The organism is Aneurinibacillus sp. XH2 (assembly GCF_001439585.2).
Taxonomy (GTDB): Bacteria; Bacillota; Bacilli; order Aneurinibacillales; family Aneurinibacillaceae; genus Aneurinibacillus; species Aneurinibacillus thermoaerophilus.
In genome coordinates, this window is record NZ_CP014140.1 from 2,126,665 (window position 1) to 2,151,888 (window position 25,224).

The 25,224-nt window shown below is 43.9% G+C and carries 21 protein-coding genes; 8 read left to right on the top strand and 13 right to left on the bottom strand.

The features are described from left to right. Positions 1-23 precede the first annotated feature (23 nt). Positions 24-2,078, top strand: a complete 2,055-nt coding sequence (locus tag ACH33_RS10535) for an ATP-dependent DNA helicase (RefSeq protein WP_057898982.1) — start codon at positions 24-26, stop codon at positions 2,076-2,078. A gap of 183 nt (positions 2,079-2,261) precedes the next feature. Then, positions 2,262-3,230 carry a GDP-mannose 4,6-dehydratase gene (gene gmd / locus ACH33_RS10540; RefSeq protein ID WP_057898983.1) on the top strand — a complete coding sequence of 323 codons (969 nt, stop codon included), beginning with the start codon at positions 2,262-2,264 and terminating at the stop codon, positions 3,228-3,230. A 73-nt stretch (positions 3,231-3,303) separates the two neighbouring features. Here the strand turns inward: gmd and ACH33_RS10545 are convergent, their stop codons facing one another. The 6 genes from ACH33_RS10545 to ACH33_RS10570 form a co-directional block, all read right to left on the bottom strand. Further along, positions 3,304-4,092, bottom strand: a complete 789-nt coding sequence (locus ACH33_RS10545; protein WP_057898984.1) for a methyltransferase domain-containing protein — start codon at positions 4,090-4,092, stop codon at positions 3,304-3,306. Further along, complete coding sequence (locus ACH33_RS10550; protein ID WP_057898985.1) at positions 4,086-4,862, bottom strand: FkbM family methyltransferase; 777 nt, start codon at positions 4,860-4,862, stop codon at positions 4,086-4,088. Before ACH33_RS10550 ends, ACH33_RS10545 begins: the two co-directional genes overlap by 7 nt. Before the next feature lie 167 nt (positions 4,863-5,029). Then, positions 5,030-6,388 (bottom strand): sugar phosphate nucleotidyltransferase, encoded by a 1,359-nt coding sequence (locus tag ACH33_RS10555; RefSeq protein WP_057900338.1) that lies wholly within the window; start codon positions 6,386-6,388, stop codon positions 5,030-5,032. Positions 6,389-6,489: 101 nt separating this feature from the next. After that, positions 6,490-9,912: a glycosyltransferase gene (locus ACH33_RS10560; protein ID WP_057898986.1), complete on the bottom strand. Its 3,423-nt coding sequence runs from the start codon at positions 9,910-9,912 to the stop codon at positions 6,490-6,492. A gap of 117 nt (positions 9,913-10,029) precedes the next feature. Then, on the bottom strand, positions 10,030-11,427 hold the full coding sequence (locus ACH33_RS10565; RefSeq protein WP_062731155.1) for a glycosyltransferase family 2 protein: 1,398 nt from the start codon (positions 11,425-11,427) through the stop codon (positions 10,030-10,032). Next, positions 11,420-13,024, bottom strand: a complete 1,605-nt coding sequence (locus tag ACH33_RS10570; RefSeq protein WP_057898988.1) for a tetratricopeptide repeat-containing glycosyltransferase family 2 protein — start codon at positions 13,022-13,024, stop codon at positions 11,420-11,422. The genes ACH33_RS10565 and ACH33_RS10570 overlap by 8 nt, the downstream gene beginning before the upstream one ends. A gap of 218 nt (positions 13,025-13,242) precedes the next feature. Here ACH33_RS10570 and ACH33_RS10575 point away from each other — a divergent pair, with 218 nt between their 5' ends. Both ACH33_RS10575 and ACH33_RS10580 read left to right on the top strand, forming a co-directional pair. Beyond that, entirely contained in the window at positions 13,243-13,581 is a 339-nt protein-coding gene (locus ACH33_RS10575; protein ID WP_057898989.1) for a DUF1360 domain-containing protein, read from the top strand. A 197-nt stretch (positions 13,582-13,778) separates the two neighbouring features. Next, positions 13,779-14,132 carry a hypothetical protein gene (locus tag ACH33_RS10580; RefSeq protein ID WP_057898990.1) on the top strand — a complete coding sequence of 118 codons (354 nt, stop codon included), beginning with the start codon at positions 13,779-13,781 and terminating at the stop codon, positions 14,130-14,132. A 154-nt stretch (positions 14,133-14,286) separates the two neighbouring features. Here ACH33_RS10580 and ACH33_RS10585 read toward each other — a convergent pair whose 3' ends face one another. From ACH33_RS10585 to ACH33_RS10605, 4 genes are all read right to left on the bottom strand, one after another. Next, complete coding sequence (locus ACH33_RS10585) at positions 14,287-14,778, bottom strand: hypothetical protein (protein ID WP_139184894.1); 492 nt, start codon at positions 14,776-14,778, stop codon at positions 14,287-14,289. Positions 14,779-15,482: 704 nt separating this feature from the next. After that, positions 15,483-15,665, bottom strand: a complete 183-nt coding sequence (locus tag ACH33_RS10595; protein WP_057898993.1) for a hypothetical protein — start codon at positions 15,663-15,665, stop codon at positions 15,483-15,485. Between the two features lie 127 nt (positions 15,666-15,792). Continuing rightward, on the bottom strand, positions 15,793-16,215 hold the full coding sequence (locus tag ACH33_RS10600) for a M67 family metallopeptidase (protein ID WP_057898994.1): 423 nt from the start codon (positions 16,213-16,215) through the stop codon (positions 15,793-15,795). Continuing rightward, positions 16,215-20,132, bottom strand: a complete 3,918-nt coding sequence (locus ACH33_RS10605; RefSeq protein WP_057898995.1) for a hypothetical protein — start codon at positions 20,130-20,132, stop codon at positions 16,215-16,217. The genes ACH33_RS10600 and ACH33_RS10605 overlap by 1 nt, the downstream gene beginning before the upstream one ends. 213 nt (positions 20,133-20,345) lie before the next feature. On the opposite strand from ACH33_RS10605, the gene ACH33_RS10610 reads away from it, so the two are divergent. Together ACH33_RS10610 and ACH33_RS10615 are read left to right on the top strand one after the other, a co-directional pair. Further along, on the top strand, positions 20,346-21,083 hold the full coding sequence (locus ACH33_RS10610) for a BMQ_0737 family morphogenetic spore coat protein (protein ID WP_057898996.1): 738 nt from the start codon (positions 20,346-20,348) through the stop codon (positions 21,081-21,083). A 76-nt stretch (positions 21,084-21,159) separates the two neighbouring features. Further along, entirely contained in the window at positions 21,160-21,765 is a 606-nt protein-coding gene (locus ACH33_RS10615; RefSeq protein ID WP_057898997.1) for a hypothetical protein, read from the top strand. A gap of 50 nt (positions 21,766-21,815) precedes the next feature. Here ACH33_RS10615 and ACH33_RS10620 read toward each other — a convergent pair whose 3' ends face one another. Continuing rightward, a complete protein-coding gene (locus ACH33_RS10620) occupies positions 21,816-22,061 on the bottom strand; it encodes an AbrB/MazE/SpoVT family DNA-binding domain-containing protein (RefSeq protein WP_057900339.1) in 246 nt (81 codons plus the stop codon). Between the two features lie 334 nt (positions 22,062-22,395). On the opposite strand from ACH33_RS10620, the gene ACH33_RS10625 reads away from it, so the two are divergent. Next, entirely contained in the window at positions 22,396-22,614 is a 219-nt protein-coding gene (locus tag ACH33_RS10625; protein ID WP_057898998.1) for a hypothetical protein, read from the top strand. A gap of 63 nt (positions 22,615-22,677) precedes the next feature. Here ACH33_RS10625 and ACH33_RS10630 read toward each other — a convergent pair whose 3' ends face one another. Beyond that, on the bottom strand, positions 22,678-23,094 hold the full coding sequence (locus tag ACH33_RS10630; protein ID WP_057898999.1) for a hypothetical protein: 417 nt from the start codon (positions 23,092-23,094) through the stop codon (positions 22,678-22,680). 163 nt (positions 23,095-23,257) lie between these two features. Here ACH33_RS10630 and ACH33_RS10635 point away from each other — a divergent pair, with 163 nt between their 5' ends. After that, positions 23,258-24,331 (top strand): CapA family protein, encoded by a 1,074-nt coding sequence (locus tag ACH33_RS10635; RefSeq protein WP_162265025.1) that lies wholly within the window; start codon positions 23,258-23,260, stop codon positions 24,329-24,331. Here ACH33_RS10635 and ACH33_RS10640 read toward each other — a convergent pair. Then, positions 24,297-25,205, bottom strand: a complete 909-nt coding sequence (locus ACH33_RS10640; RefSeq protein WP_057899001.1) for a LysR family transcriptional regulator — start codon at positions 25,203-25,205, stop codon at positions 24,297-24,299. The genes ACH33_RS10635 and ACH33_RS10640 overlap by 35 nt on opposite strands. Positions 25,206-25,224 lie beyond the last annotated feature (19 nt).

Genomic DNA, 25,224 nt, shown 5'->3' on the forward strand with positions numbered 1-25,224 from the left:
AAAAGTAAGGATTTTATTTATATATGATGACATATTCAAAAACCTTGTACCGAATTTTTAAACGGGATGGAATCCTTTCCAAGCATGTGCCCGCCTATCAACCGCGACGGGCGCAATTTGAAATGGCCAATCTCGTGCTGCGTTGCCTGAAGCAGGAAACACATGGCCTTATTGAAGCGGGAACAGGTACCGGCAAATCGTTCGGCTACACGCTACCGGCTGTATGGTGGGCGCTCAAAAACGAAAAGCGTGTCATTATCTCCACCAATACGATCACGCTGCAACAACAGCTACTCGAAAAAGAACTGCCGATGGCACATAAAGTCATCCGCGAACTTGCGCCGGAATTAGCTGAAGAGTTTCGCTACGAGTTGGCCAAAGGCCGCAGTCATTACATATGCAAACGGCGACTGGAGGAGCTTTGGCAAGACAGTTTAACGACAGAAACGCCGGAGCGGGAAATAGTAAGGCAGCTGAGAGAACAGCTCCCGGCGATGAAAAAGGGAGACCGCGAAGAAATTCCACTGCCGGTTCCGCCTGCGCTGTTTCAGGCGATCCAGGGCGACAGCGATGACTGTCTTGGCAAAAACAGTCCGTTCTATAAACAATGCTTTATTCAAAACGCCCGTAAAAAATTACAAAATGCGCAAATTATCGTAGTAAACCATGCGCTATTCTTTACTCATTTGATCCTAAGACGCCAAGGCGCGAGCATTCTACCGGAATACGATGCAGTCATTATGGACGAAGCGCACCGGGTGGAAGATCAGGTCACAAAACAGTATACATACCATGTAAGTATCGAAGAAATAAACATATTATTCAACCGCTTTCTGAAAAAACGGGCGCACTGGGCGCGGGAACTGGATTCGTCAGATTTACAGCAGCAAACGGAAAGCATCCGAGCGCGACTCGTAGCAAAGCTTGTGGAACTGTTCGCCCCGCTGGCACGCGCACTCGCCGAACGGCCACAAAACGAATATTTGCTAAAAAAAAGCATCATCGCAAACAACGAAGTGGCTCCGCTTTTTAAAGAGTGGAAAACGTTGTTCGCCGATAAACATAAAGAATTGAAAGCAGCGGGAGGCGAAGAGGAAACCGTTATCGGACTCAGCCGCTACATTTCCCAAATCGAACAAATGGAACGAATGGTTACACATGTGCTGTGCAACGAGTCTCCCGATGAATGGGCAACATGGGTTGCATACGAAGAACCCGGGGCCGAAGGGCATCGCTCGCTCATTCGCGATGATTTTGCCTGGGCTTCGCTATTGCATCTGTACTCGGCCCCAATCGACGTGAGCGAACTGCTACGCGAAGAGTTATTTACACAAAAAACGGTGATTATGACATCCGCCACCCTAACAACACAGGGCGATTTTTCGTTCGTGGCGAACCGGATGGGCATCGACGAATACGAAGCGTTAGAAACGCCAAGTCCGTTCCGCTATGAACAGCAGGCGATCCTGCTTGTACCTAATGAAGCTCCCTCTCCTGCGGAAAAAGAGTTCGAAGCTTTTTTGATCGCGTCAATGAAAGAAATTGTCATGACGACACGCGGAAGGACATTTCTTCTGTTTACGTCATACAGCCAGATGAACCGAGTATATGAAGCGATGATACCCTGGCTTAAACGACACGGACTAACCGGCCTGTTACACCGACCGGAATTATCACGTGACACGCTTCTGCAACAATTCCGTTCACAACCAAATCACGTTCTCTTTGGATGTGAATCATTCTGGGAAGGGGTCGACGTGCCGGGTGACGATTTAATATGCGTCGTAATCGTCAAGTTGCCGTTTCCAGTACCAACCGATCCGCTTACTAAAGCCCGCATGAACCGTCTCGATAAACGAGGCCAGAACAGCTTCAGGGAATATATGTTGCCGTTTTCCATCTTGCGGCTCAAACAAGGATTCGGGCGGCTGATCCGAACGCGAAGCGACCGCGGCGTGGTCGTGATTCTCGATTCGCGCCTGCATACAAAGCCGTACGGCTCCGAAATTCTCGCAAGCCTGCCTCCCGCCCGCCTAACGAAAAGCATGGACGAACTGCATCGCTTTTTTACAAGCTAAAGGAGAAAGGCAGCAATAACTAAAAGCCTTGCGCCATCTCTGAATGAACCAAAAGTACGCTCATAGCCGTAGCTCCCCTTGCTCCTACAAATCACAAATTGGCTCTTTCCTTCATATGGTATGTAAGATAGGAAAGTGGAATTTTGCGAACAAAAAGGGAGAGTGCAAAAGGAGTGAGCGTGGATGAAAACGGCGTTAATTACCGGAATCACTGGTCAGGACGGCGCCTATCTGGCGAAATTGCTGTTAAAGAAAGGATACCGAGTTGTAGGACTGCTTGCGCACCGCAGCACGAATGCTCTCTGGAGATTATCGTATTTAAACATAGATACAGAAGTAGAATATAGCGATGGCGATCTCACGGATCTCTCTTCCCTTATCCGAATTATAGAAAAAATAGAGCCGGATGAAGTATACAATTTGGCTGCACAAAGCTTTGTGGGAGCATCCTGGCAGCAGCCAATCCTTACCTCACAGGTGACGGGGATGGGCGTTTTGCATATGCTGGAGGCCATCCGGCTCACCAATCCTCAAATTAAATTCTATCAAGCCTCTTCCAGCGAGATGTTCGGATTGGTGCAGCAACCTGTTCAATCGGAAGAAACCCCATTCTATCCGCGAAGCCCGTATGGTGTCGCAAAATTGTTTGGTCATTGGATGACAAAAAATTATCGCGAGAGTTATAATATGTTTACTTGCAGCGGTATATTATTTAACCATGAATCTCCGCTGCGCGGGTTAGAATTCGTGACCCGCAAGGTTACCAACGCCGTAGCCCGGATCGTGGTGGGCAAACAGAACGAGCTTCGACTAGGAAACATTGATGCAAAACGGGATTGGGGATATGCGGGTGACTATGTAGAAGCAATGTGGCTCATGTTGCAGCAACCACATCCTGACGATTACGTGATCGCTACGGGAAAAACAGCATCCGTTCGAGATATGTGTAAAATTGCATTTAGCTATGCAGGACTAAATTATGAAGACTATCTTGTCATCGATCCTGAGCTTTATCGTCCTGCAGAAGTTGATATTCTTCTGGGAAATCCGGCCAAAGCAAGAAAAAAGCTTGGCTGGGAGGCAAAAACAAGTTTTGAAGAACTGATTCAATTAATGGTTGAAGCGGATTTAGCACGAATGAAAGAGAAGTAGCAACCCGTTACCATGCAAAAAGCCAGTGTTTCCTTCCTCCGGGAAATCTGGCTTCTTTTCATGTTTATGCTCTTTATGCCTCCGCTTTTTTTATAATAAGACCGATGGAAGTAGACACAAACTGGCCAATTTGCAGCTTCAGGTGGTACTGGCTTGTATAAGGCGGAACATCGATAAATGAATCGATCTGCCCATTCCCAAGAGAATAATCAATGTCAATGGAGTGTCCTGCTGCCCGTAACGTTTCCACCATCCATTCAATATCCCTTTTTCTAAAAAGGACGGTTATGCCATATTCCAATGTCTCATCGTTAGAAGAAACATTGAATTCTGTGGTATGAATCGCTATGCCACCGGGACGTAAACATTTCATCTGATTGATAATAAAATTCTTTCCTAATTCAATGGAACCACAATGTTCGAATGCGCATGACGACCATGTGAAATCGAAGCGATTCTCGTATTTATCAGGAATATGATTCATATCCACATTTTCAAAGGTGACGAATTTGCAGAACTGTTCCGCATCGCACAATCCGTATTGATTTAATTCATCAAGATGATTGCTATGTTGATTCGAGTCTACCCACCCTTGCACTTTCGCTCTATCAACATCCAAATCGGTCGCCACAATCTGGCATCCATGTGCTGCAAAAAGGGATACAAGCCGCTCTTTGCCGACGCCAAACCCCAATCCTTTTTTACCAGAAGCAAGCATCCCACGTTCAAGAAGCCCTTGATAAATGTAACAAAACTCCCATAATTTTCGATGATACACATGAGGATGCTGCAACTGCGTGCAAGCGTTCTTAAACCACTCTGTTTCAAAGTCCTGTTCTTTACACAGTTGAGAGATTAACATAAAGCTTTACTCCTTCCAATCTTTAGATCGAGGTGTTCGGGTCTTGAATACATCGCCAGTGCCTCGACAGTTGTTGGAACAAGTTGACTATCATATCCAATAATATGAAAACTGAAACCACGTTCGGCGAATTTTTGCAAAATAGGTAAAGGATGATACCCGCCTGCACTCCACAGAACCGGGCAGTATTCCATGATAATTTGGATTTCATCATTACTATCAATAAGCTGGAATAAGCCATCCATCATCAGCGGTTCCGACCCATCTATATCAATCTTGATCACATCTATCTTCTGTTTCGGGAAATATTCCGAGAACACAACGGTTTGTACTTTCACTTCTGCTGTCCCTGGAGTCCCTGGGTTATAAATGCTAGCTCCTCCTGTTCCAGGAATATATAGCATCGTTTCACCATTTGTATTTGTTAATGCTACTTTGTGTAACTCAACATGCGTAAACCCGTTTATCGCTATACTCTTCATGAAATTATCATGATGAAATGGATTCGGCTCGAACGCATGAACTTTTCCCTGTGGGCCAACATGCATTGCAGCTAGGAGGGAATAATAACCACAATTGGCGCCGATATCTAACACCGTCATCCCTGGTTTTACCAGACCTAAAAAAGTATCCGTTACCCACTTTTCCCAAAAACCGTGTTGGATGATAAGATTTTGTAAAACATCCCTTTGATCTAAATAGATATAAGGTCCATGTAACAAAGTTGTTAGTACAGTATGAGCATCTATATATTGAATGGGTCTATTCATATGTTTCACCCCCTTACCTCTAAAGCTTATTTATTTTATGCAAAAGGAAAAAAACGGTGAGACCAGCTTACATGTACCACCATCGACGGCAAAAGCCAGTGCCTAATTACGATGCGCGAACTGGAGCATTTTGTAGAAGTATTGAAAAAGCGTATGAAGCAAGTGCTTCACACGCTTTTTATTTCTTCCCACGTCATACAGAGACGAATAATATCTTCTTCCACAAGCTCGCTGCCTATTTGCACTTCAATCAACTCCAGATCGGAGGTTGCTTTGACCCCGTGCTTGGAACCAACAGGAATTTGGAGCACATCTCCCTGTTTTACTCGCGACACCTTTCCATCAAGAATAAATTCGCCTTCTCCGGAAATAATGATCCAGACTTCTTTTCGTTTCAAGTGAATTTGATAACTAAGGTTTTTTCCAGCTAGCACTTTGAGTCTTTTGGTTAATGCTTCATTTCCATCTTCAAGCTTTTTATAATCCAAGACACGGTACCAGCCCCAGCGCCTCTCTTCATACATCGGTCGTTGTCCGATATCTTTCACGATTTCTTTCATGCGCGGGCTGGCTGACTTATTCGCTACCAAAATCCCATCAGGACTTGAAATCACGGCAATATTAGATAAACCTAGAACAGCAACAGGGATTTCCAGTTCATTAATCAGATGCGTATTGTTTGAATCAATGCTTACCATTCCTTTCCCGATTACATGAGTATCCATCTTCTCTGTTAGCGCATCCCATGTCCCCAGGTCTATCCAATCGCCTTCATAAGGTATGACTACAATCTGATCCGCTTTTTCTACCACTTCATAATCAAAACTGCTCTTAGGAAATTCAGCATATCGTGCAACCAGTTCTTCATAGCGAAGCGGAAGCCTTCTTTTGACTAATTGATTCAGCAGGTAACTGAGCTTAAACACAAACACTCCACAATTCCATAATGCTTTTTGCTCGATTAGCTTTTGCGCTTTCTCTTTATAAGGCTTTTCAATAAACTTTCGTACTGTCATATAAGGCATTATCAATTCATGATGAACAGGAACAATGTAACCGTATTTTTCGGAAGGGGAGGTTGGATAAGCTCCGATTAAAGCAATGTCAGCCTTTGATTCACGAATCGCTTGCTCTACCTCTTCCATCTTCTGAAAGAAGCGATCTTCTACATACGTATCGACAGGCAATACGCATACAATCTCATCCAAACTTACTTGAGCGAAAGAATAAAGATAACTAGCAGCCAAGGCAATCGCGGGAAATGTATCCCGCCGCTCTGGTTCTACAATTAACCGAATCCTGTCCCCTATTTGATTTTGAATTATATCCACTTGCTCTTTATTTGTGACAATATAGGTCGCATCTGCTAACTGGGCGGAACATAATTGCCGCCAAATTCTTTGTACCATAGATTCTAATTTCGTGCCTTCATGCTTTAAAACTTTCAAAAACTGTTTGGCACGAGAAGGATTGGATAATGGCCATAACCGCTTTCCTGACCCGCCGGATAGTAAAATTAATTTCACTTTTCTATCAACCTTTTGCCCATATTTTTGCACACGCATGCTCTCTACACATATGACTTGATGTTTCAACATTGTATAGTGGTAAGAGGATAAGAACCCTCTCAACCATAAAAATGTTTCACAAGCTCATCCATTCGCCGGTACATCCGTTCAGCTACTTTTTGTTTTGAGAATGTGTCAAGGACATCTTTTCTCGCCTTCATCCCGACCTGTTTCGCTTGCTCACTATTTTCATATACTTGGCGCATCAAAATTCTTACATGTTTCTCGCTCGGCTCAGCCCACTTGTGGCCATCCAACTCTCCGAAATATGGAATGCTCCGCTCAATAGGAACTAGCCCTTCTATATCAATTAAATAACTATTTGTATCGTTCATAAAAGCGGTCTGTCCACCCCAGCGCGTGCCAATCGTCGGCAAAGCCATCGCCATCGCTTCCATATAGGGACGCCCCCATCCTTCTCCACGTGAAGGCAGTACAAATGCGTCTACAGCAGCATATAATCGAATCATCTCTTCTTCGGTAAAATAAGAGTCAATGATTTGTACAGGAGGAATGTCGCTTATTCCCATTCTTTTTGCCTGCTCTAAAATCATTGCGCGAGGGTTTATATTTCCTTCCAGCATCTTACTTACCTTCAAAATCAAACATACATTCTCTTTAGAAGAGAATTCTTTAAAGTAGGCACTAACCAGTACATCCCAGCCTTTGCGCTTATTCCAATCAAATACTGACAAAAAATTGAATGCGTGCGCACTTGCGAGAGGATAAGGTTGAACTCGTTCCGGATTATATAGCTTACCATCAATTGTTCCCGGCAAAATAAAGATTCGTTCTTTTTCTACACCTGCCGCTGCAAATGTTTCTCTATTAAATTCAGAGGGCACCCATACTTCAGTCAACTCATTCATCTTCTCTACCCAACCGGGCGGAAGTGAGTCTGTTTCAAACATCGTACGGCCAATGGAGATGGGAGCACAAGGAGAAGAAAACAAATAAGCCGGGGCGGCTTGATAATGAATAAGCGGTTGTTTCAATGTGTTATTTTGCAGAGCTGTTACGTAATTTCTCATCTCAGTGTTTGTTAATTCAGGCTTTTGCTGATGTTCTGCCGGCTCAATTTTTACTTTTAAAGGGAACGGCTTTAATGCATCCAGAAAAACTTTCTGTTCCTCAGCATATCCAGAAGCGTTATAAATCGGGGAATGCCATAATACCTCATAAGCACGCTTTTGCGCTACTACATAATAATCATAGTTATTATATTGATAATGGGACTCTTTTATCGTTAGCCCGAACGTTTCTAAAATGGATTCTATTAACCGCTTTGGATAGGGGCGAACATGCGTCAAATCCAGCCAAAAGTTCTCAACTACAGGAGGATGGGCAATATTTGGGGTCAAAATGATGATCTTTCCATTGTTCTTTAAGGATTTGACACATTGAATGAACAAGTTTAACAAATCTTTGGGCGCAAGGTGCTCAATAATATGTCCCATAAAAATTCCGTCATACATCTCCTCTTTCCCAGCCAGGAAATCTTCTGCTCGTTTTTCCTCAATATTTAATCCTTTCGCCCTCCCCTGCACAACCTTTTCCTTGTCAAAATCAATCCCGACTGTTTCGACGCCAACTTGATTCAACATCTCCATAAGCAGCCCATTGCCGCACCCGATATCCAACACTTTGTCTCCCGGAAGAAAATAAGGCACCCAGTATTCCCGAAGCTGACGTATAGCGTCTTCCTCTCCTTCAAATTTGTGGGCGATACGATGATACAATTCCTGAACGTCTTTTCCTTCAAATCCCGCCTGATGGCTTGTGTATGTTTCTTTTGTAAGCAATATTCGTTCCCGCACTTTTTGCAGGCTTTGTTGTACATCCTGCCGGTTGGCGTCGATTTCTAAAGCCTTAGCATACATCTCCCTCGCGCGGAAATCATTGCCCATTTCGAAATAATGCCTGCCTACATCATGATACAATTCAATGAGTTGTTCCTTTTTCTTGCACTGTTGTATCATCTTCTGATAACAACTGATCACCTCAGACCTGTTTACGGGATTTCCTGTTATCCCTTTGCGAAACGCCGCCAGCGCCTTATTATATTCCTTGAGATTCGTATAGCAAATACCAATATAGTTCCAGAGCGTAGCCTGAAAGGTTTCATTCTGCTGCTGCATAATATTAGAGATAAACTCAAACTGTTCAAGCGCCGCCCTTGTCTCATTTTTTCGAAAAAGAAGAGTCGCCGCATAATACCGGGCATGAAGGGAAGTCGGATATGCATCCATTACACGCAAAAAAGTATCCAGTGCTTCATTTCCTAAATTTTGTTGATATAACTCCACCCCTTTTTGGATTTCGGTGCTGATAATTTCTTGATCGCTTGCTCTCGTTGGTTGCTTCTCCGAAAGCATTGCTTGTAAACGGTCAGAAACCAATTGGGCACTGCGGTTCCAGGTAAATGTAGAGAGAATTTCCTGGCTTGCTTTTTGTCCTTTCTGCTTTGTTACATCCTGGTTTTCATAGACGAATCTCATGTTTCTTTGCAATTCATTTTTATTAATTTTCAACCACCATGGAAAATCAATGGTTTCCATGTCACCGATTTTTTTGTCTGGCCATTTTTCTTGCTCACATGAAATCAAAAAAGCAATCCCTTCATGGCAAAAATCTTTGCTCGGCCCTAAAGAAGGAACCATTGCGGGCGTACCGCACGCCATCGCTTCAATAATGGGCAACCCAAATCCTTCTCCGCGGTAAGGATGAACCAGACAACCACATGCTTTGTACAAACCCGCGAGTTCGTCAGGGGACAGTTCGTGATTTATATACAATATTTCGGGATTTTTTTTATCCAACCGCAACTGTTGAATCAGCTCTCCCAAATTCCTCCCGTTATAAAACGAATTCGTTCCAAAATCCTTAATCACCAAACAAACATCATCTTCCGGTGTGAATTCATCTAAGTATGCCTGCAATAATATATCAATCCCTTTGCGTAAAATGGTGCCACCGACAAACAAAAACCGAAAAGACTTATTCGTATTTAAAGCCATCGGTTCCACATGATAATGGAACGTATTTTCGTCGACACCAAGCGGGATGACTTTAATCTTGCTCTCGGGAATTCCCGATTGTACATAACATGCTTTGTTATAGGTACTATAAACCCAGATTTCATCCACCCAATATTTCATAGGAATGTACCATTTCCGTGGAATGGAGCCGAATTCCCACGGTTGCATTAAAATCCATCTACCGCTATTTGGCCTGGTGAAGTCGGGCGGCCATTGATGCCTTACCGTTATATCTGCCTGACTATCTCTCGTAACGTATCTTTCCTTAATTGACTTCATTTCTTTATCCATAACAAAGTTTGAATCTTCTTCATAGGAAATAATCCCAATATCAAATTTGTTTTCGACGATGAGCCTTTTGCATAGTTCCCGGTTTACCAAGGCTAAGCTATGATTGATACATTGTGAGCCTACCCAGTTTATTTTAAACGTATCCGAATTCAAAGCGCACACCTCCAGTATTTTATTTACCCATGATATGTTTAGAACCCCTGTACACATGATGTTAATTGGATGGTTACGTTTCACTTTAGAAAAAAACACCAGATACGGCTGCTTGATTCATACAGAAGGATTGGATGGGTACTCTAATGTAGAGTGTAGACCGGTAACAGCTTGATACAAATTGTATAAATTGGGGTAAAGGGCTACCTTCGTTGCTAACAGTTGCTTCAATTCAAGGAGCATGGTCGCCGCTAATTTGCAACGGATCTCGTCTTGCAACGGCTGCTGGTTTATCATCTGTTTATAAAGTTTTCTCGCTTCCGGGTACTTTTGTTGGGAAAGCAAGTGGGCGGCATATAACAAAGGGTTCTCTTGTGTCTTTTCAGAACAAGGCATATTTATGGGCACATATCCAAATTCATCTACTAATTTGGAGACTTTTTGCTGCAACACCGTATTTTCTGTCTTATGCATGAACGAAACAAGTTGTTCCAGCTGCTTTTTTCCATTAAGTTCAACACATTTACCAAATACTTCACTAACGGCTTCGATATCTATGTTTTTCGTATCGTCCATATGGTTTGTAGTAAATCGTTGATGAAGCAAGCGGAAGGTCACCGTTTTTCTATCATGACCTGCCAGCGTCTCCATTTGCTTTACGTACATATCGGCTTCATTGAATTTTTCTTCAACCCAAGCAATGATACACAGCGCTTCTAACGACTGAAAATAATACAGGCTTGAACTCGGCACACTGGCCAATAGCGCTTTCGCTTTCGGAAGTAATCCAATCCCCATGAAAGATAATCCTTTCATGCTGCTTAGCCAATCATTCGATAGGCCGATATGCTCTAACTTTTCAAGCATATGAAGCGACATAATATAGTTTCGCTTCGCAATCAGCGATTGAATCAGCGGGTGGAAGATACGATCGATGCCTGCATCGAGTGGTGAGCCTGCCTCTTTTCTCTTTTCAATCACATGATGTAAGTATCCATAACGATGAATTTTTACAGGAAGAAATCCAATTTTCGCGTCGTTTTCTACCTCTTCAATATTTAGCCTCTCGTAGAGCGGATGAATGAAGCGATAACCCATGCGATTTCGAAACAGTCGGATATGGGATGTCTGAATTCCTTTTTCTGTTACGGAGCTTTCGCCATAGTACGTAATGAAAGGCAGACAGAAAGCATGGTATTCTTTTTTATCCCGGTTTGCGCGCAGTTGATCCCGATCATTTTCATCAAGTTCTTCATCAGCATGCAACCAGAGAATCCAATCCCCTGTTGCACGTTCTAGAGCAAAATTGCAGGCATCCGCGAAATTCCCATTCCAGGAAAAGCGAAATACTTGCGCCCCAAACGACTGGCAAATTTCTGCCGTACGGTCAGACGAGCCTGTATCGACAATGATCATTTCATCTACTACATCTTTTATGCTATTTAAACAACGGGCCATCCACTCTTCTTCATCTCTAACAAGCATACACAAGCTCAGGCAAGGGAACTTAGGCAAGGGACATAACCTCCAGGATTTGATGAATTTGTTCTTTGTTGATGATGCTAGAATCAGGATGATAAAACAGCCCTTCCTGTAGCAACAGGGCGGCTTCCTCTAAATATACTTTCGCAAGCGCGCGCAAAAGAGATTCATTATTTCCAATGCTGCTCATCAAATGAAGGGCGGCTTCTTGTTGCCCGCTCGCTGCGTAACAATAGTAAAGAAAAAGGCGTGATACGCCATAATTAGGGAACGTTTTATTCAGGCGCTCCAACCAGTAAATGCCCTGAGCATAGTTTCCTTCTCGCAACGCACAAATTCCCGCAAGGTAAAAAATCTGTTGATTAGCTGGTTCTATCCGTTCTGCTTCCAGCAAATAATGTTTGGCTGCTGTAAATTGATACCATGTTATGAGGAGTTGCGCCATCAACATATAGTCTACGGTCTGGGCAGGCTGGACAAGCTCATGCAATTTCGCCGTTGCTTTTTCCACCGAACTTTTCTTACAAAGCAAAGGAAACAGTTGATAAAGAGGCTCCGTCCATTTTCGGTTACATACATATGCCTGCTGGAAATGGTGAACCGCCTTATCGACTTGATTTAATTTTCTGTAAGAAAGCGCTAAAGCATAATGGGCTTTCTCATTACTTAATGCCTTATTGCTGGGATACTTATGAATAGGAGATGATCCCATAGCCAGACATTGGTGAAACATCTCTATCGCTTGTGAGTATTCACCTAATTCAAAAAGGCAAACTGCTTTCAAATAAATGAGATCTGTAAAATCCGGAAAAAGTTGTATTCCTTCATCAAGAAGATGGATGGCTTCGGGAAAGTTCCGCATCGCCAGTAGCGCACTGGTATAATTCTTGAACAAGCTTGCTACCCAGATTTCTTGAAAGTCCTGCAAATGCTTGCGAGCAAGTTGAAATTGCTGACTTGCCTCCAAATATCGCTTTACATTTAAATATTCCGTACCAAGATTGTAATAATGAAATGGATGGCCAGGATGTTTTTTCACCTCCGCTTCAGCAATTTTTATATTTCGTTCTACTTTGCGTTTTTTCTGCATTACTGCTGCCGAATATCCATAATGATGAATACGAATCGGTGTCATTAACAAGCTGTCCGTTGTGCTCCGTTTAATAATAGACAAAGTAATTTGTTCATGAAGAGCGCCAACAAAACGGTATTCAGGCCTATTCCTCCACAATCGGACACTGGGAAATACGCATACATCTCCGGTAAATTCAAAGTTGTGGTTGAGAATTTGAAAAAGGTAGCCTTCTGCTGTCCCTGATTGAATTAATGCCTGAAATTTCCTCCTGTCTTCTTGTTCGAGCCGTTCATCCGCATCCAGCTGTAGAATCCAATCTCCTGTCGCTTTCTTCAAAGAAACATTGCGCGCCTTAGAAAAATCGTCTTCCCAAGGTTTGTGGAACACCTTAGCGCCATATTTTTTGGCAATCGCAACGGTTCGATCTGTTGAGCCAGTATCCACGATAATGATTTCATCGACAAGCGATTGCACACTCTCTAAGCAGGCAGGCAAATGCTGTTCTTCATCCTTAACAATCATACACAGGCTTACTTTTGCTTTTTTGGTACCCATTCACATCTTCCCCCCATTCTCTATCCTCTTCTCAACCTCAACACGATTCCTCTTTTTTATCGTATTTCCTAATGGTTGGATATGTGACTAGAAAATGCAAGAGGAATAGTCATAAAGGAACGGGAACCTGCATTTCGCTTTCTCATTTTCTACAAGGGGATATCATAAAATACAATATTGACTGGAGAGCTACTTATTTCAGAAAAGGAGGAGACAGCTTGCCTGAACTTTCATGGATTCATCTGGTTATTCTCATTTTCGCTTCTTTCCGCCTTACCCACTTGCTTGTATTTGACGAAATCACATCATTTATCCGAGCCCCTTTTTTAGCCATAACGCATGAAGAAGACGTAGATGGCCAGACCATCCAGCACATTGAGATCAAGGGAACAGGCCTGCGTCGCTTAATCGGCAAACTTTTAAGTTGCTATTGGTGCGTCGGCATTTGGTCCGCCGCGCTGGTAGTCACGTTATACTGGTTCTTGCCAGCCTCATTTATTTTCCTGGTGATTCTCGCCATCGCGGGAGCGGCGGCCCTCATTGAGTCAAAAACATAAGCTTCATCCTTTCTTCAACCCCATCTTACGAATGGATAGCATTGATGGACATCTGCAACTGCCGGGTCTTTATGTCCGGCAATTTTTATTCATGTCCCTTTTCCCCACAAAAGTAAAAATACATCCTCATCCTCCATAAGAGCCGAGACAGGCTGGACAACACGATAATACAATAGTTAAAAAGTGGGGTGATAAAAGTGGACAGAGAACAAAAAGTGATCCCTTTTGCTTTATTAAAAGAACGCGGTACAATACGAAGAAAATACAAAGAATACCACAACGAAACACTGACTCGGCTGCTGCTTGAATACCATGAACAGTGCAGCGAACTATTCGATTTATGTATAGAGTCGCGCAAATTATTGATTGAATACCGGGAAAAATACAGCCGAATGCGCGAATTGTATACGAAATCCTGTGAATTAGTAAAGCAAAAACAGGAAGATATGCAACGAACCATCAGCGCATATTCGCTTATGAAATGTTTTATTGCGAAAAAGGGGCTGGAAGATGAATTTAGAAATTTTATTCGGACTCTTCCCCATGGCTAACAGGCAGACTGGCTTATTATGTAAGAACGACTTGCAGGCGTTTGCCTTCTCGCTCTTTTTCCGTCCGTATCAGACGGCATCGCCAGCGCCTTCAACAAAACACAAAGCTCTCTGTCAGCGTATGCTAACAGAGAGCTTCTGTGCTTTTTCCCTATTATACGGGTGGGTTCGGGTTAATCTCTTCAGCGGTAAAGACAAATGCGGAGGTCGTAATTCCGCTGGAGGTAGGCGGCACATCTACAGTCAGGAAGTACGTATGCGTTCCCGGCGGCACGTTCTGATCGACAAAGTGGAAGCTCGTCGTTGTCGGATTGAACGCAAGGGTAACCGTAAGAGGCAGAACCAGAGCGGAAAGCGTTAAGTTTAGAAGCGAGCTTGTATCCGTAATTTCGAAAACGTTCACGCCAGCCGGTCCGATGGCATCCCGCCAGATTCTAAACGTTCCCGGGACGCCCAAGTTAATGCTCAACGGGAGAACCGTGATCGGTAAAGTAGTAAGGCCAGCCGGAGCCCATTCTACCGTTCCTTCCAAATACACCCGATCGCCCACCTGGTCAGTTGTGATCGTCACCGAAGTAATGGGCTGTTGGGTAGTAGGGGGGGGCGTAACCGGCACGCTTTCGCTTACTTGTAATTCACAAAGCAAATTACATTCCTCTCCCCGTACAGGGGGCGGACATGAAGGCGGGCAAAAGATCACTGGATTAGCAGGACGGCAACCTGGACAGCACGAATTTAAACAAAAACTACAAGCCAATATAATCATCTCCTTTTTTCATTTACTATATTCTATATACATGCATATCTCATTGACTCCACGCTTACCCTGATGAATTCACACATTTTATAAAATCAAAATGCGTTTATAGCAAGACAGCATATAAAAAAGTCTATCATCTCCTTGACTCCCGTAAATTACGCAACAAGCAAATCGCTCATCATCCTCCATGTTCCAACATTCGCACGACTGACAAAAGAATAGGGGCATAGAAAAGAGGGAAATGAGCCCTTCATTCAAAACGAAAGAAAGCTCCCCGGCAAGATACTGAAGAGCCTTCCTATCCATCTTCCTTATCTCCGATTCTGTTCCCCACCAGTGTCTTCGAAAGGATAGATTACTATATTCTATTATTCTAGTATGTAAATGCCTCCGCGTCTGTCGTAGGGAAATTATCTATTTTCTATATTCATAACATTTGGTATATCGATATCCTTTCTATAATATCTATCTCTTCATGTATGTTCCGACATTTGTACCGTGATAGGAAAATTTTCAGATAAAAAGGAACAAAAGAAGTGAGAAGCAGGCAGGCGCCTAGCGTCTGATTTCCGCTTCTCACTTTGTTATCTCTATTTCCTTTTTACCACCTTGGCTCCGCCACAAGCGCATCCGCCTTTTTTCGCTTTATTCCGAGCTTGTTGTGAAAATCCATAACTTCCCCATATGTTGTCTCCCTGCTTTAGGATTGTACTTTTGCTGTTGGTTTTATTCGGATAAAGTCCCGGGCTTACCCGATACTTAGGGTTGTTCATGCTAACCACTCCTTTCTACTAGCATGTACCATCCTATTAACACAATATGCTTACTGCACAAAATGGTGTGATAGAGTAAAAAAAGAGGCTTTCTTACATGAAATAGAAAACCTCCTTACCCTGTTTTTTAATCGCTTCTGAAAAACACAAGCTCAAGCGACCGCACTTCATTATTTTTCATTGTAAAGCAACGTACAACCGGAGACGGAGCTGCTAGCGATACAATGATGTAAGCCACCTCCGGATAAGGGTTGTAGGCGATATCCGTTACGGAAGGGTACGCTTCCGTTGTGGGATGCGAATGAAAAATTCCTGTTAATTGTTCTCCCTGCTGTTTCATCTTCTCCAATACTTCCGCTACAGCCGGCTTCGATAATAAAAAGCGATCTGGCTTCTTTGCTTCATTTGAAAGTTTCCAGAGCGTAAGACCAATCTCAGCCCCTATCGGACCAGAAATGAGTCCGCACGCTTCGTTCGGAAGCTTCTGTTTACAATAAGCAATCATCTCTTCATATGTTGCTTCGTGCAGGTGAAATGGAGCGGGAAACATTATTCCTCCTCTTTTCCGAACATCACATTTTTTTTTGCAGGTTCTACTCTATCTCCTGTATTTTCCGTGAACATCTCTATTCTCGTATTTTCATCTTCAGCAAAAGCTCTGTTCGGTTCATGTATATTGTAAAGCTGCCCCCCTTCTTCCGATACCTGGAAAGAAGAAAATGAGTTAAAGGTTCCTTTACTTTCGGAAGTAGGCTTCATCTGTCCGTTTGTGGCCAGCGATTGCAGCATTTTGAATGTCCCTTTACTTTTGGCCAGCTTGGTCTGTCCATGCGCTTCCATTTGCTGCATATTCAAGGCTTCTTCACTTTCAGCCGGCTTCGTCTGTCCATGTACCGCCATTTGCTGCATATTCAAGACTTCTTCGCTTTCGGCAGGCTTCATCTGTCCATGCGCCGCCATTTGCTGCATATTAAAGGTTTCTTCGCTTTCGGCCGGCTTCATCTGTCCATGCACCGCCATCTGCTGCATGTTAAAGGTTCTATTGCTTTCGGCAGGCTTCATCTGTCCATGCACCGCCATCTGCTGCATGTTAAAGGTTCTATTGCTTTCGGCAGGCTTCGTCTGTCCATGTGCTGCCATCTGCTGCATGTTAAAGGTTCTATTGCTTTCGGCAGGCTTCGTCTGTCCATGTGCCGCCATCTGCTGCAACCTTTTAAACGTTCCTCCTGCGTTGATCTGTCCTCTCTTCATATCAGTAACCCGCATCATAACTGACGGGTTTGGCCTGGCAAACGCCTTCTGTTCCTCGAAAATTCGCATAAACCACGGCTTCTTTACGGCCACTGTTTCCGGTGCAGGTGTTGCCTCTTTTTGCGGAAGCGCCGTTAACTCGACCACCTGTTTTTCTAACTCCCCAATCTTCTGTTCCTTCTCGACCATACGAGTGTGTGCCTCTTCTGTATCTTCCTTAAGCTGGGCAATATGATTTTCCAGTTCCTTTTTCTCAGCTTCATATTGCATCGCCTGCTTCTCCAGTTGCTGTTGCAGTTCATGCAGCTGTTTGTCTTTTTTATCAAGTTCTGTTTGGACGTGATTCGCTTTTCCTTCGTATTCATCAATTTGGCTTTCCAGTTGCGCTTTTTCGTTTTTTAGCCAGTTTTCTTTCTGCTTCAACTTGGTAATGAGTCGCTCTTTCTCTTCCATTTCCATCCGAACTTGCGTTACCGTATCATTTGTCAATTTCATCTGCTGCTTTAGCTGTTCAATTTCCTGCGCAAGTCGCTTTCTCTCTGTTTCATGTTCCGCCACTTTCTTCTCAAATCGGCTATTTAGCTCACGAATTTCTTGATCTTTGTTGAATAACTCCTCCTGCATCTGCTTCATTTCTTCGTTGAACTGTACCCTTAATTGTTGAAGCAGTTTGTCTTTTTTGTGAAGTTCATCATGCAATTGTTTGTCTTTTTTATTAAGTTCCGTTTGTGCGTAATTCGCTTTTCCTTCATATTCATCAATTTGGCTTTCCAGTTGCGCTTTTTCGTTTTTCAACCGGGTTTCCCGCTGCTTCAATCTAGCAATAAGTTGCTCTTTCTCTTCTATTTCTGTCCGAACTTGTGCTACCTCATCATCCATCTTTTTAATTTGCCGCTTCAACCGCTCGATTTCTTCCACGAGTTGCTTTTTCTCTGTTTCATGTTCTACCATGCTCTTCTCAAGCTGACCGTTTAGATCACGAATTTCCCGTTCTTTATTAAATAATTGTGTCTGCGCCTGCTTCACTTCTTCATCCAACTTTGATTGCAATTGTTGCAGTTGTTTATCCTTTTTATCAAGTTCAAATTGCGCACGGCTGGATTTTTCCTCGTACTCATCAAGCTGATGTTCCAGTTGCGCCTTTTCGTTTTTCAGCCGGGTTTCCCGCTGCTTCAATCTAGCAATAAGTTGCTCTTTCTCTTCTATTTCTGTCCGGACTTGCGTTACCTCATCATCCATTCGTTTAATCTGTCGCTTCAACCGCTCGATTTCTTCTCTCAATTGCCTTTTTTCTATCTCGTGTTCAGCAATTCTCTTTTCAAGCCGGCTGTTTAACTTATCAAATTCCTGTTCTTTATTGCTCAATTGTTCCTGCGCTTGCTTGACCTCTTCCTCCAGCGCATGAATATGCTGCTGTAATTGTGCCGCGAATTGTTCATGCTGCCATGCATCATTTATGGCTTGTATCGCTTCCGCTTCCTTTTCCTTTGCGTCATACCGCTCAACTTTTTGTGCAAACTGAAGCTTAAGCTCTTCGATTAATTGATCCTTTTCCATTAAATATTCCTGCGCCAGCAACAATTCTTGTTCTAATTCATTAATATGCTGCTGTGTTTGTTCATCAATTAACTGCTCTTTTTCCAACAAACACGATTCGGCGTATTTCACTTCCTCTTCAAGATAACGAATACGCTCCTGAATTTGCGCTTTCTCTGCTCCATACTGTGCCAGTTTCTGTTCCAATTGCAATCTAAATGCCTCAATTTGCTGATCTCGTTCCTCTACATGTACCTGCGCTTTTTTCAACTCTTCTTCATAGTGCGCGATTTGCTGTTGCAGCCGCCTTATTTCTTCTTCTTCTCTCTCGTTCGCGCGCTTCTCGCGCACTTGCTGAAGCTGTGCCTCAAGCTCAGCGGCGCGCTGCTCAAGCTCCATTTTTTCCGCTTCATATTGCGCCAATTTCTGTTCCAGTTGCCGTTTAAACGCTTCAATCTGCCGTTCGCGCTCTTCTGCATGCCGTTGTGCTTTTTCCAGTTCTTCTTCATAATGCGCCATTTGCTGTCGCAACACGTTTTCATGCTCTTCTCTCTCTTTCGTATGTTTCTGCCGCGACTGCTGTAGCTGTGCTTCAAGTTCAACCATACGCTGCTCAAGCTCCGCTTTCTCCGCTTTATATTGCGTTCGTTTCTGTTTTAGCTGTTGTTTAAGTTCCTCGATTTGCCGATCGCGTTCTTCTGCATGCCATTGCATTTTTTTCGAATCTGCTTCATAATGCGCGATTTGCTGTTGCAACTGTCCTTTCTCTGCTTCATACTGTGCCGCTTGCTGTTCTAGCTGCCATGTAAGTTCCTTAATCTGCCGATCTCGTTCCTCTACATGTACCTGCGCTTTTTTCAGTTCTTCTTCGCAGCGCGCGATTTGCTGCCGCAACGCTAATTCATTCTCTCCTTTCACATCCGCAACCTGCTGCTGTGCCTGCTGAAGCTGCGCTTCAAATTCAACCATACGCTGCTTAAGTTCCGCTTTCTCCGCCTCATACTGTGCCGCTTGCCATTCTAATTGTTCAATATGTTGCTGTTTTTTGTACAGGCATGTCTGCATTTCTTCTAGCTGGCATTCAAGCTCCTCCATGCGCTGCTGTGCTCGCTGATTCTGCTTTTCATTTTCCTCAGTTCTTTCCTCAAGCTGCGTTTGGAGCTGCGCAATCTGTTGTTCTCTTTTCACAAGCCGATTTTCCCATTCTTTTTTATATCTTTGCTCCTGCTCGTACAGCTGTGTCTGAAGGGTCTTCGCTTCTGTTTCCATTTTTTTGACGCGCTTTTGCCAATCCTTTTTATCGTTCTCATATTGCGCAACCTTGCCTTCCAAGACATCCACTTCGCACGCTAGCTTTTCTATTGTCTGTAAAAGCTGCTCCTTCTCCTCCATATGATGCCTTCTTTCTTCGCTCAATTCGTGCAAACGCCTGTTCTGTGCTTCCAGTTCATCCTGCAGTGATAAAATTTTGTTCTTCAGTTCTTCCTGTATCTGGCTAAGATTTCCACTATTCTTATACTGTTTGACTCTTGTTTTATAACGAGAAAGCTCCGCTTTATAGCGCGAGAGAATGACTTTATAGCGCGAAAGCTCAGATTGTAAATTAATTAGCTTTTGTTTTAACTGCAATTGGCTCGAATCACTTGATTCGAACCGGACGATCGAACCATCTTTCATCATCAATCACCTCTTCTTGATATATGTCCCTTGTGTCTCTCTATTTTTATGCATCCGTCTAGATATAGGTGAAGTCGTCGTGAAAAATGCTAAACGATTTTTTTCTTTTTTACCTATCGTAAAAAATTCCGCGAATGCCTAGAACTGCCTCCGAGCCCTCTCCATAAAATAAAGTAGTTCCAATCCCCACCAATACTTCAGAAAGGATGGTTATGCATGCATATAAACCATGAATTTAACCCTGAAGCAATTCAAGGCGCACAACAAGAAACTGTATGTATCAAAGTGCCTAAAGTGTTTGACTGGGTAACCCGCCAAGTCGACGTTCCACTCATTAGCCAGCGCGGTCTTCTTACTGAGGTTTTCCCTGGTTGCACATTACCCACAGGAATAACCACCCAAGATGTTGCAAAATTCGGAACCGTCGAATGCTTTTTATCCGACGAGTTCGGAAAACCGCTTGATCCGTTAGATGAAGGATCGATTTGCTGCGTTGAAATCACGCAGCCGGGTGGTCGTCAAGATGTGCAGGTTACGCTGCCTACAGGCGAAGTAGTTACACTGCAAAAAGTGAAAGTGCTGAAAAAAGGATTCGTCACCGTTGTTTTAAAGGTGCTGCCAACCGTATGTGAGAAACCAATTATCTGCTGTGTAACAAAACCGTTCCAAGTAGCAGAGAAGTTTTTCCTGTGCGCACCTCCGGGAACATTCCTACAGTGCCATATTACTGATTTTGAATGCGATGCGCAGCTCATTTTCTTCCCTTGCACCGGCACAAATGGAACCGACGAATTCCAGCTCGATATTTCCATCAACATGTGCCAGGACATTCAAATGGAAGCGATGGTTAAGCTCGAAATTTTGGCCGACTTCTGCCAGCCACGTCCAGAATTGCCATTCGAATGCCCACCGCGCCCGTTCCCGCCGCAATGCCCTACTGTTTTTCCAGGTTAATCGGCATTCTTTCTCAGACAAGGAGAGAAATCCTCTCTTCTTGTCTACATTACTTTTTTAGAAAAAGGAGAATAGAATGGACAAGAACCATACGCAAACCATCCTATCTTACTGTGCTGAACTTTCACGTTACACCGCTTTAATTGAAAAAGAATTGACTAAGCCTATTCAGAAGCCAAACGATAACCAGGAGCGAGCAACAAGCGACGGGGGCAGGATAGAAAGTGCGGCTTTTTTTAATTACTCGGTCATTTTGCCAGATGAAGATGAAGAAAACAATGTGCTTGTTATGGGCGACTTCATTGTGAAAAATACGGGAAACGCGACGCTACATGCGCCGATCATTTGCATCCGGATTTCGCCCGCTCCAGCGGGAACACTGAGCGGAAAGATCAGAAAAACGAAAAAGCAGACATCCTTTTTGATTGAATCGTCCTCTTCAAATGAATGGCAGTACATTCAAGAGAACGAGAGTGAACAGGGAAAAAACAACGGGGAGTACTGGCTAACTCCGCTCTTCTGCAACGAATTGATGGCTGGCAACCGCTTGGTCTTTGCCAATTTTACATTGCATCTTACGAAACCACCTGAAGGAAATTCCATCATTGTGAAAGGGTTCGCCTATTTCAAGGAGCAATACGAAGGAGTAGCGGCGCTAAATAATATCGTGATTAATTTTTAAATAGAGAAAAGAAAAAAGAACGTCGGCCCTATATAAGGCCGACTGTTTTTTTACTCCATTTCTTTTAAATTCGTCAGACAGCTCTTGCAAATGTTGCGTCCACGGTAGCTTGTGATATTTTCTGCCGAATCGCAAAAAATGCAGGCCGGAGCGTACCGCTTCAAAATAATTTTTTCTTCATCAACGAAAATCTCCAGCCCATCCTTTTCGGCGATACCCAAATTGCGACGCAACTCAATCGGAATCACGACACGTCCCAACTCATCTACTTTCCGAACTACACCGGTTGCTTTCATTGCCATTTTTATGCCCTCCTATGCTTTATCTTTAAATAGCTGACTGTTTTCTTACCTTAAATTTTATCAAGTCTACAATTAATTAACAGTGCAAATATTGCATGGAATTGGCAATAGTCCCTTTTACTTGCATTGCTGTATCTTATAGTTTCCGGGACTTTTCGCGTATTGCCCTTTGCGCCTGCACATGGCATGATGACAATACGTATTTGTATAGATTGTGTACAGGCATGAAAGACAAACGGCTCCGCTCGTTTCCCCGGTCAAAAAAACCACCCACGCTTCGAAGATCATACTATACAAACTTAGGCATCCTAAGGTGGTGAATCTTAACATGTTGAAGAAACTGCGCAGAATGTTCAGCAGTACAGCAAAACCGGAAGAAGGATGGGTTGTTGTGTTCCTTGACCGCAACGACTTCCGGTTACGAGCTATGCAACGACGTCTGGAAGAGAAAGGAATCCGGACATTTGTGGAAAAAAGGGCCGCTATCTATGTGCATGAAAGCGAACTGGAAGAAGCGAAGCAAACCGTGGCCGAATGGGTTAACTAACGGCATAAATGAAAGCAGGGATAGGCAATTTCCCATCCCTGCTTTTTCTTTTTTCAACCGTATTTAGAACGGTTTGTTCATCATCATAAACGCGATACAGCCCATTAAAAATATGGAAAAAAGTCCGACACACAGGTTCTGAAAACGAAGCGTTTTCAATTCTTTCTCGGCATAAATTTTGCGACTGTTTGCTACTTCTACCAAACCACGCATAAGAAACCGCTTCATCATATAGAAAACAAACATATATAAAAGCATGGACACAATCAGCCACATCTGCATTAAATATTGAAACGAAGTAACGAAGAAAAACGCAATGCCCGTACTCCAGAGCACTACGTCGGCCGCGCAGTCCAACTTCCGATATGTGGCGAGAAAACGCCGGGTTTGCTCCACGCTTCGCAGCCGTGGAATCAAGAACAGCACGGCAAGCTTGGCCGTGATCGCCAGCAGATGGAAAGTCAAAACAACGTAGAACAACGGTTTCCACCCTCTCTTTTCTTTTCATTTTACTATGGGCCCAAGAATGCGCAAAGGTATTTTTTTGAAAGATAATCTTTTCATTCAACATAGGTGTGATATGATGTTATAAGGATAGAAAGGAAATAAAAGGAACATGTCTAAGGGAGAGGAAAAACATAGCATGAAAACATACCGAAAATACCGCTTCGCTTGGCTTGCGGCAGGCATCCTTGCCCTCGGGCTCCTTGCGGGCGGTTTAATGAACGTAATAGCTGACGCCAAAACCAAAAACGCCGATGTGATGATTACGAGCCTTGACCGCGTGACACTGGCATTTACAGGAGACTTACAGTTCACCGGTACGGTAGCTAAACAAATTAAAAAGAACGGAACAAGCTATCCGTTCACCGACGTGAAGCCTATACTGGCGCGAGCAGATATTGCGGTCGGCAATTTAGAAACGACACTGACAACCAGAGGAGCAGCGCAAAATAAACAATTCACATTCCGCTCCGACCCGCGCATGGCCCAGGCAATGGCTGATAGCGGCTATGATCTTGTTGGACTCGCAAATAATCATACGATGGATTTCGGTCAAGATTCGCTCCTCGATACCATTAAGCACCTGCAAAAAGCGAAGCTCATCCCCATGGGAGCGGGTAAAAATCTTACAGAAGCGACGCAAATCCACTACATAACAAAGCGCGGCAAAACAATCGCATTCTTAAACTATAGCCGTGTGTTACCTTCCACAAGCTGGATGGCTGGCGCGAACAAGCCGGGACTTGCCAGCGCGTACAATCCAAAAGGTATGTACAGCAAAGTCCGGGAAGCAAGAAAAAATGCCGATATGGTTATCGTTTTTATCCACTGGGGCAAAGAACGCATGACCGTACCTGAAGCATATCAGACAGAAATGGGGCATAAATTGGTGGATGCAGGAGCGGACCTTGTTGTCGGTCATCACTCCCACATCATGCAACCGGTGGAATGGTACAAAGGGAAGCTAATTGCCTACTCGCTCGGCAATTTTGTCTTCACAAAAAGCAAAATGGACCTCTGTAACCAGACGGCGATTCTCGAAGTGGCACTCAACGGCAAGCGCATACAGGCAAATCTTGTTCCAGCTCACATCATAAACGGACGGCCACGCCTGATGACGGGAGCGGAAAAAGCAAGCTTTCTGAACTTCATAGACCGCATCTCACCTAAAGCGACAGTTAAAAGCGACGGAACGATTGTTCCATCTCCCTAAGCACCTCTTTGACGGTAGACAAAAACGCACGGCTCGCGCGCGAGCGGTAACGGCCGCGGCGATATGCTATAACAAGCGTGCGCCGCGGCGTCGGATCACGCAACGATACATACACGGGCAGCATCTCCTCTTTCGAGAAACGCGTGATCATTCTGGGGACAAAGGCAATCCCCATTCCTGCGGCCACAAGCGACTGTACGGTTTCAATGTTGCTGCTTTCAAATACAACTTGCGGAACGAATCCCGCTTCTTCACACCATTTGGCGGCCAGGGTGCGAAACCCCTGGCCCTTTTTCAGCATAATAAACGCTTCAGCATTTAGTTCGCGAATCTCTACTTCCTTTCTCCGGGAAAGCGGATGATCAGGTGGCACAGCTAGACAAATTTCTTCTTCCAATATCGGCTCCCACTCAAGATTCGGCTCCTGTATCGGCAGTGAAAGCAGGCTCATTTCCGTTGTGCCGCGGGCCGTCAATTGCTCCAACACAAGGGTCGGTTCTTCAACCAAACGCACCTGGATGCCAGGATACTTTCTTTTAAACACGGGAAGTACGAGCGGCAAAATGTGTGCTCCCGTAATGGGCAGACTACCGACCGTAAGCGTCCCTTTTTCCAATTCCACCATATCCTGCATCTCTTTTTTCAATTGCTCCACCGCATCAAGAATTCTCGTCGCCGATTCATAAAAACGCTCTCCTGCATCGGTCAGGCGGGTCGAACTTGAACGCTCAAATAAAATAACATCCAATTCCTTCTCCAACTTGGCGATTTGCTGGCTAAGCGATGGTTGCGCTAAATGCAACTTTTCCGCCGCTTTTGAAAAACTTTTTTCTTCCGCGATCGTCACAGCATACAGCAATTGTCTAAATTCCATTCAAATCTTCCTTCTTCAT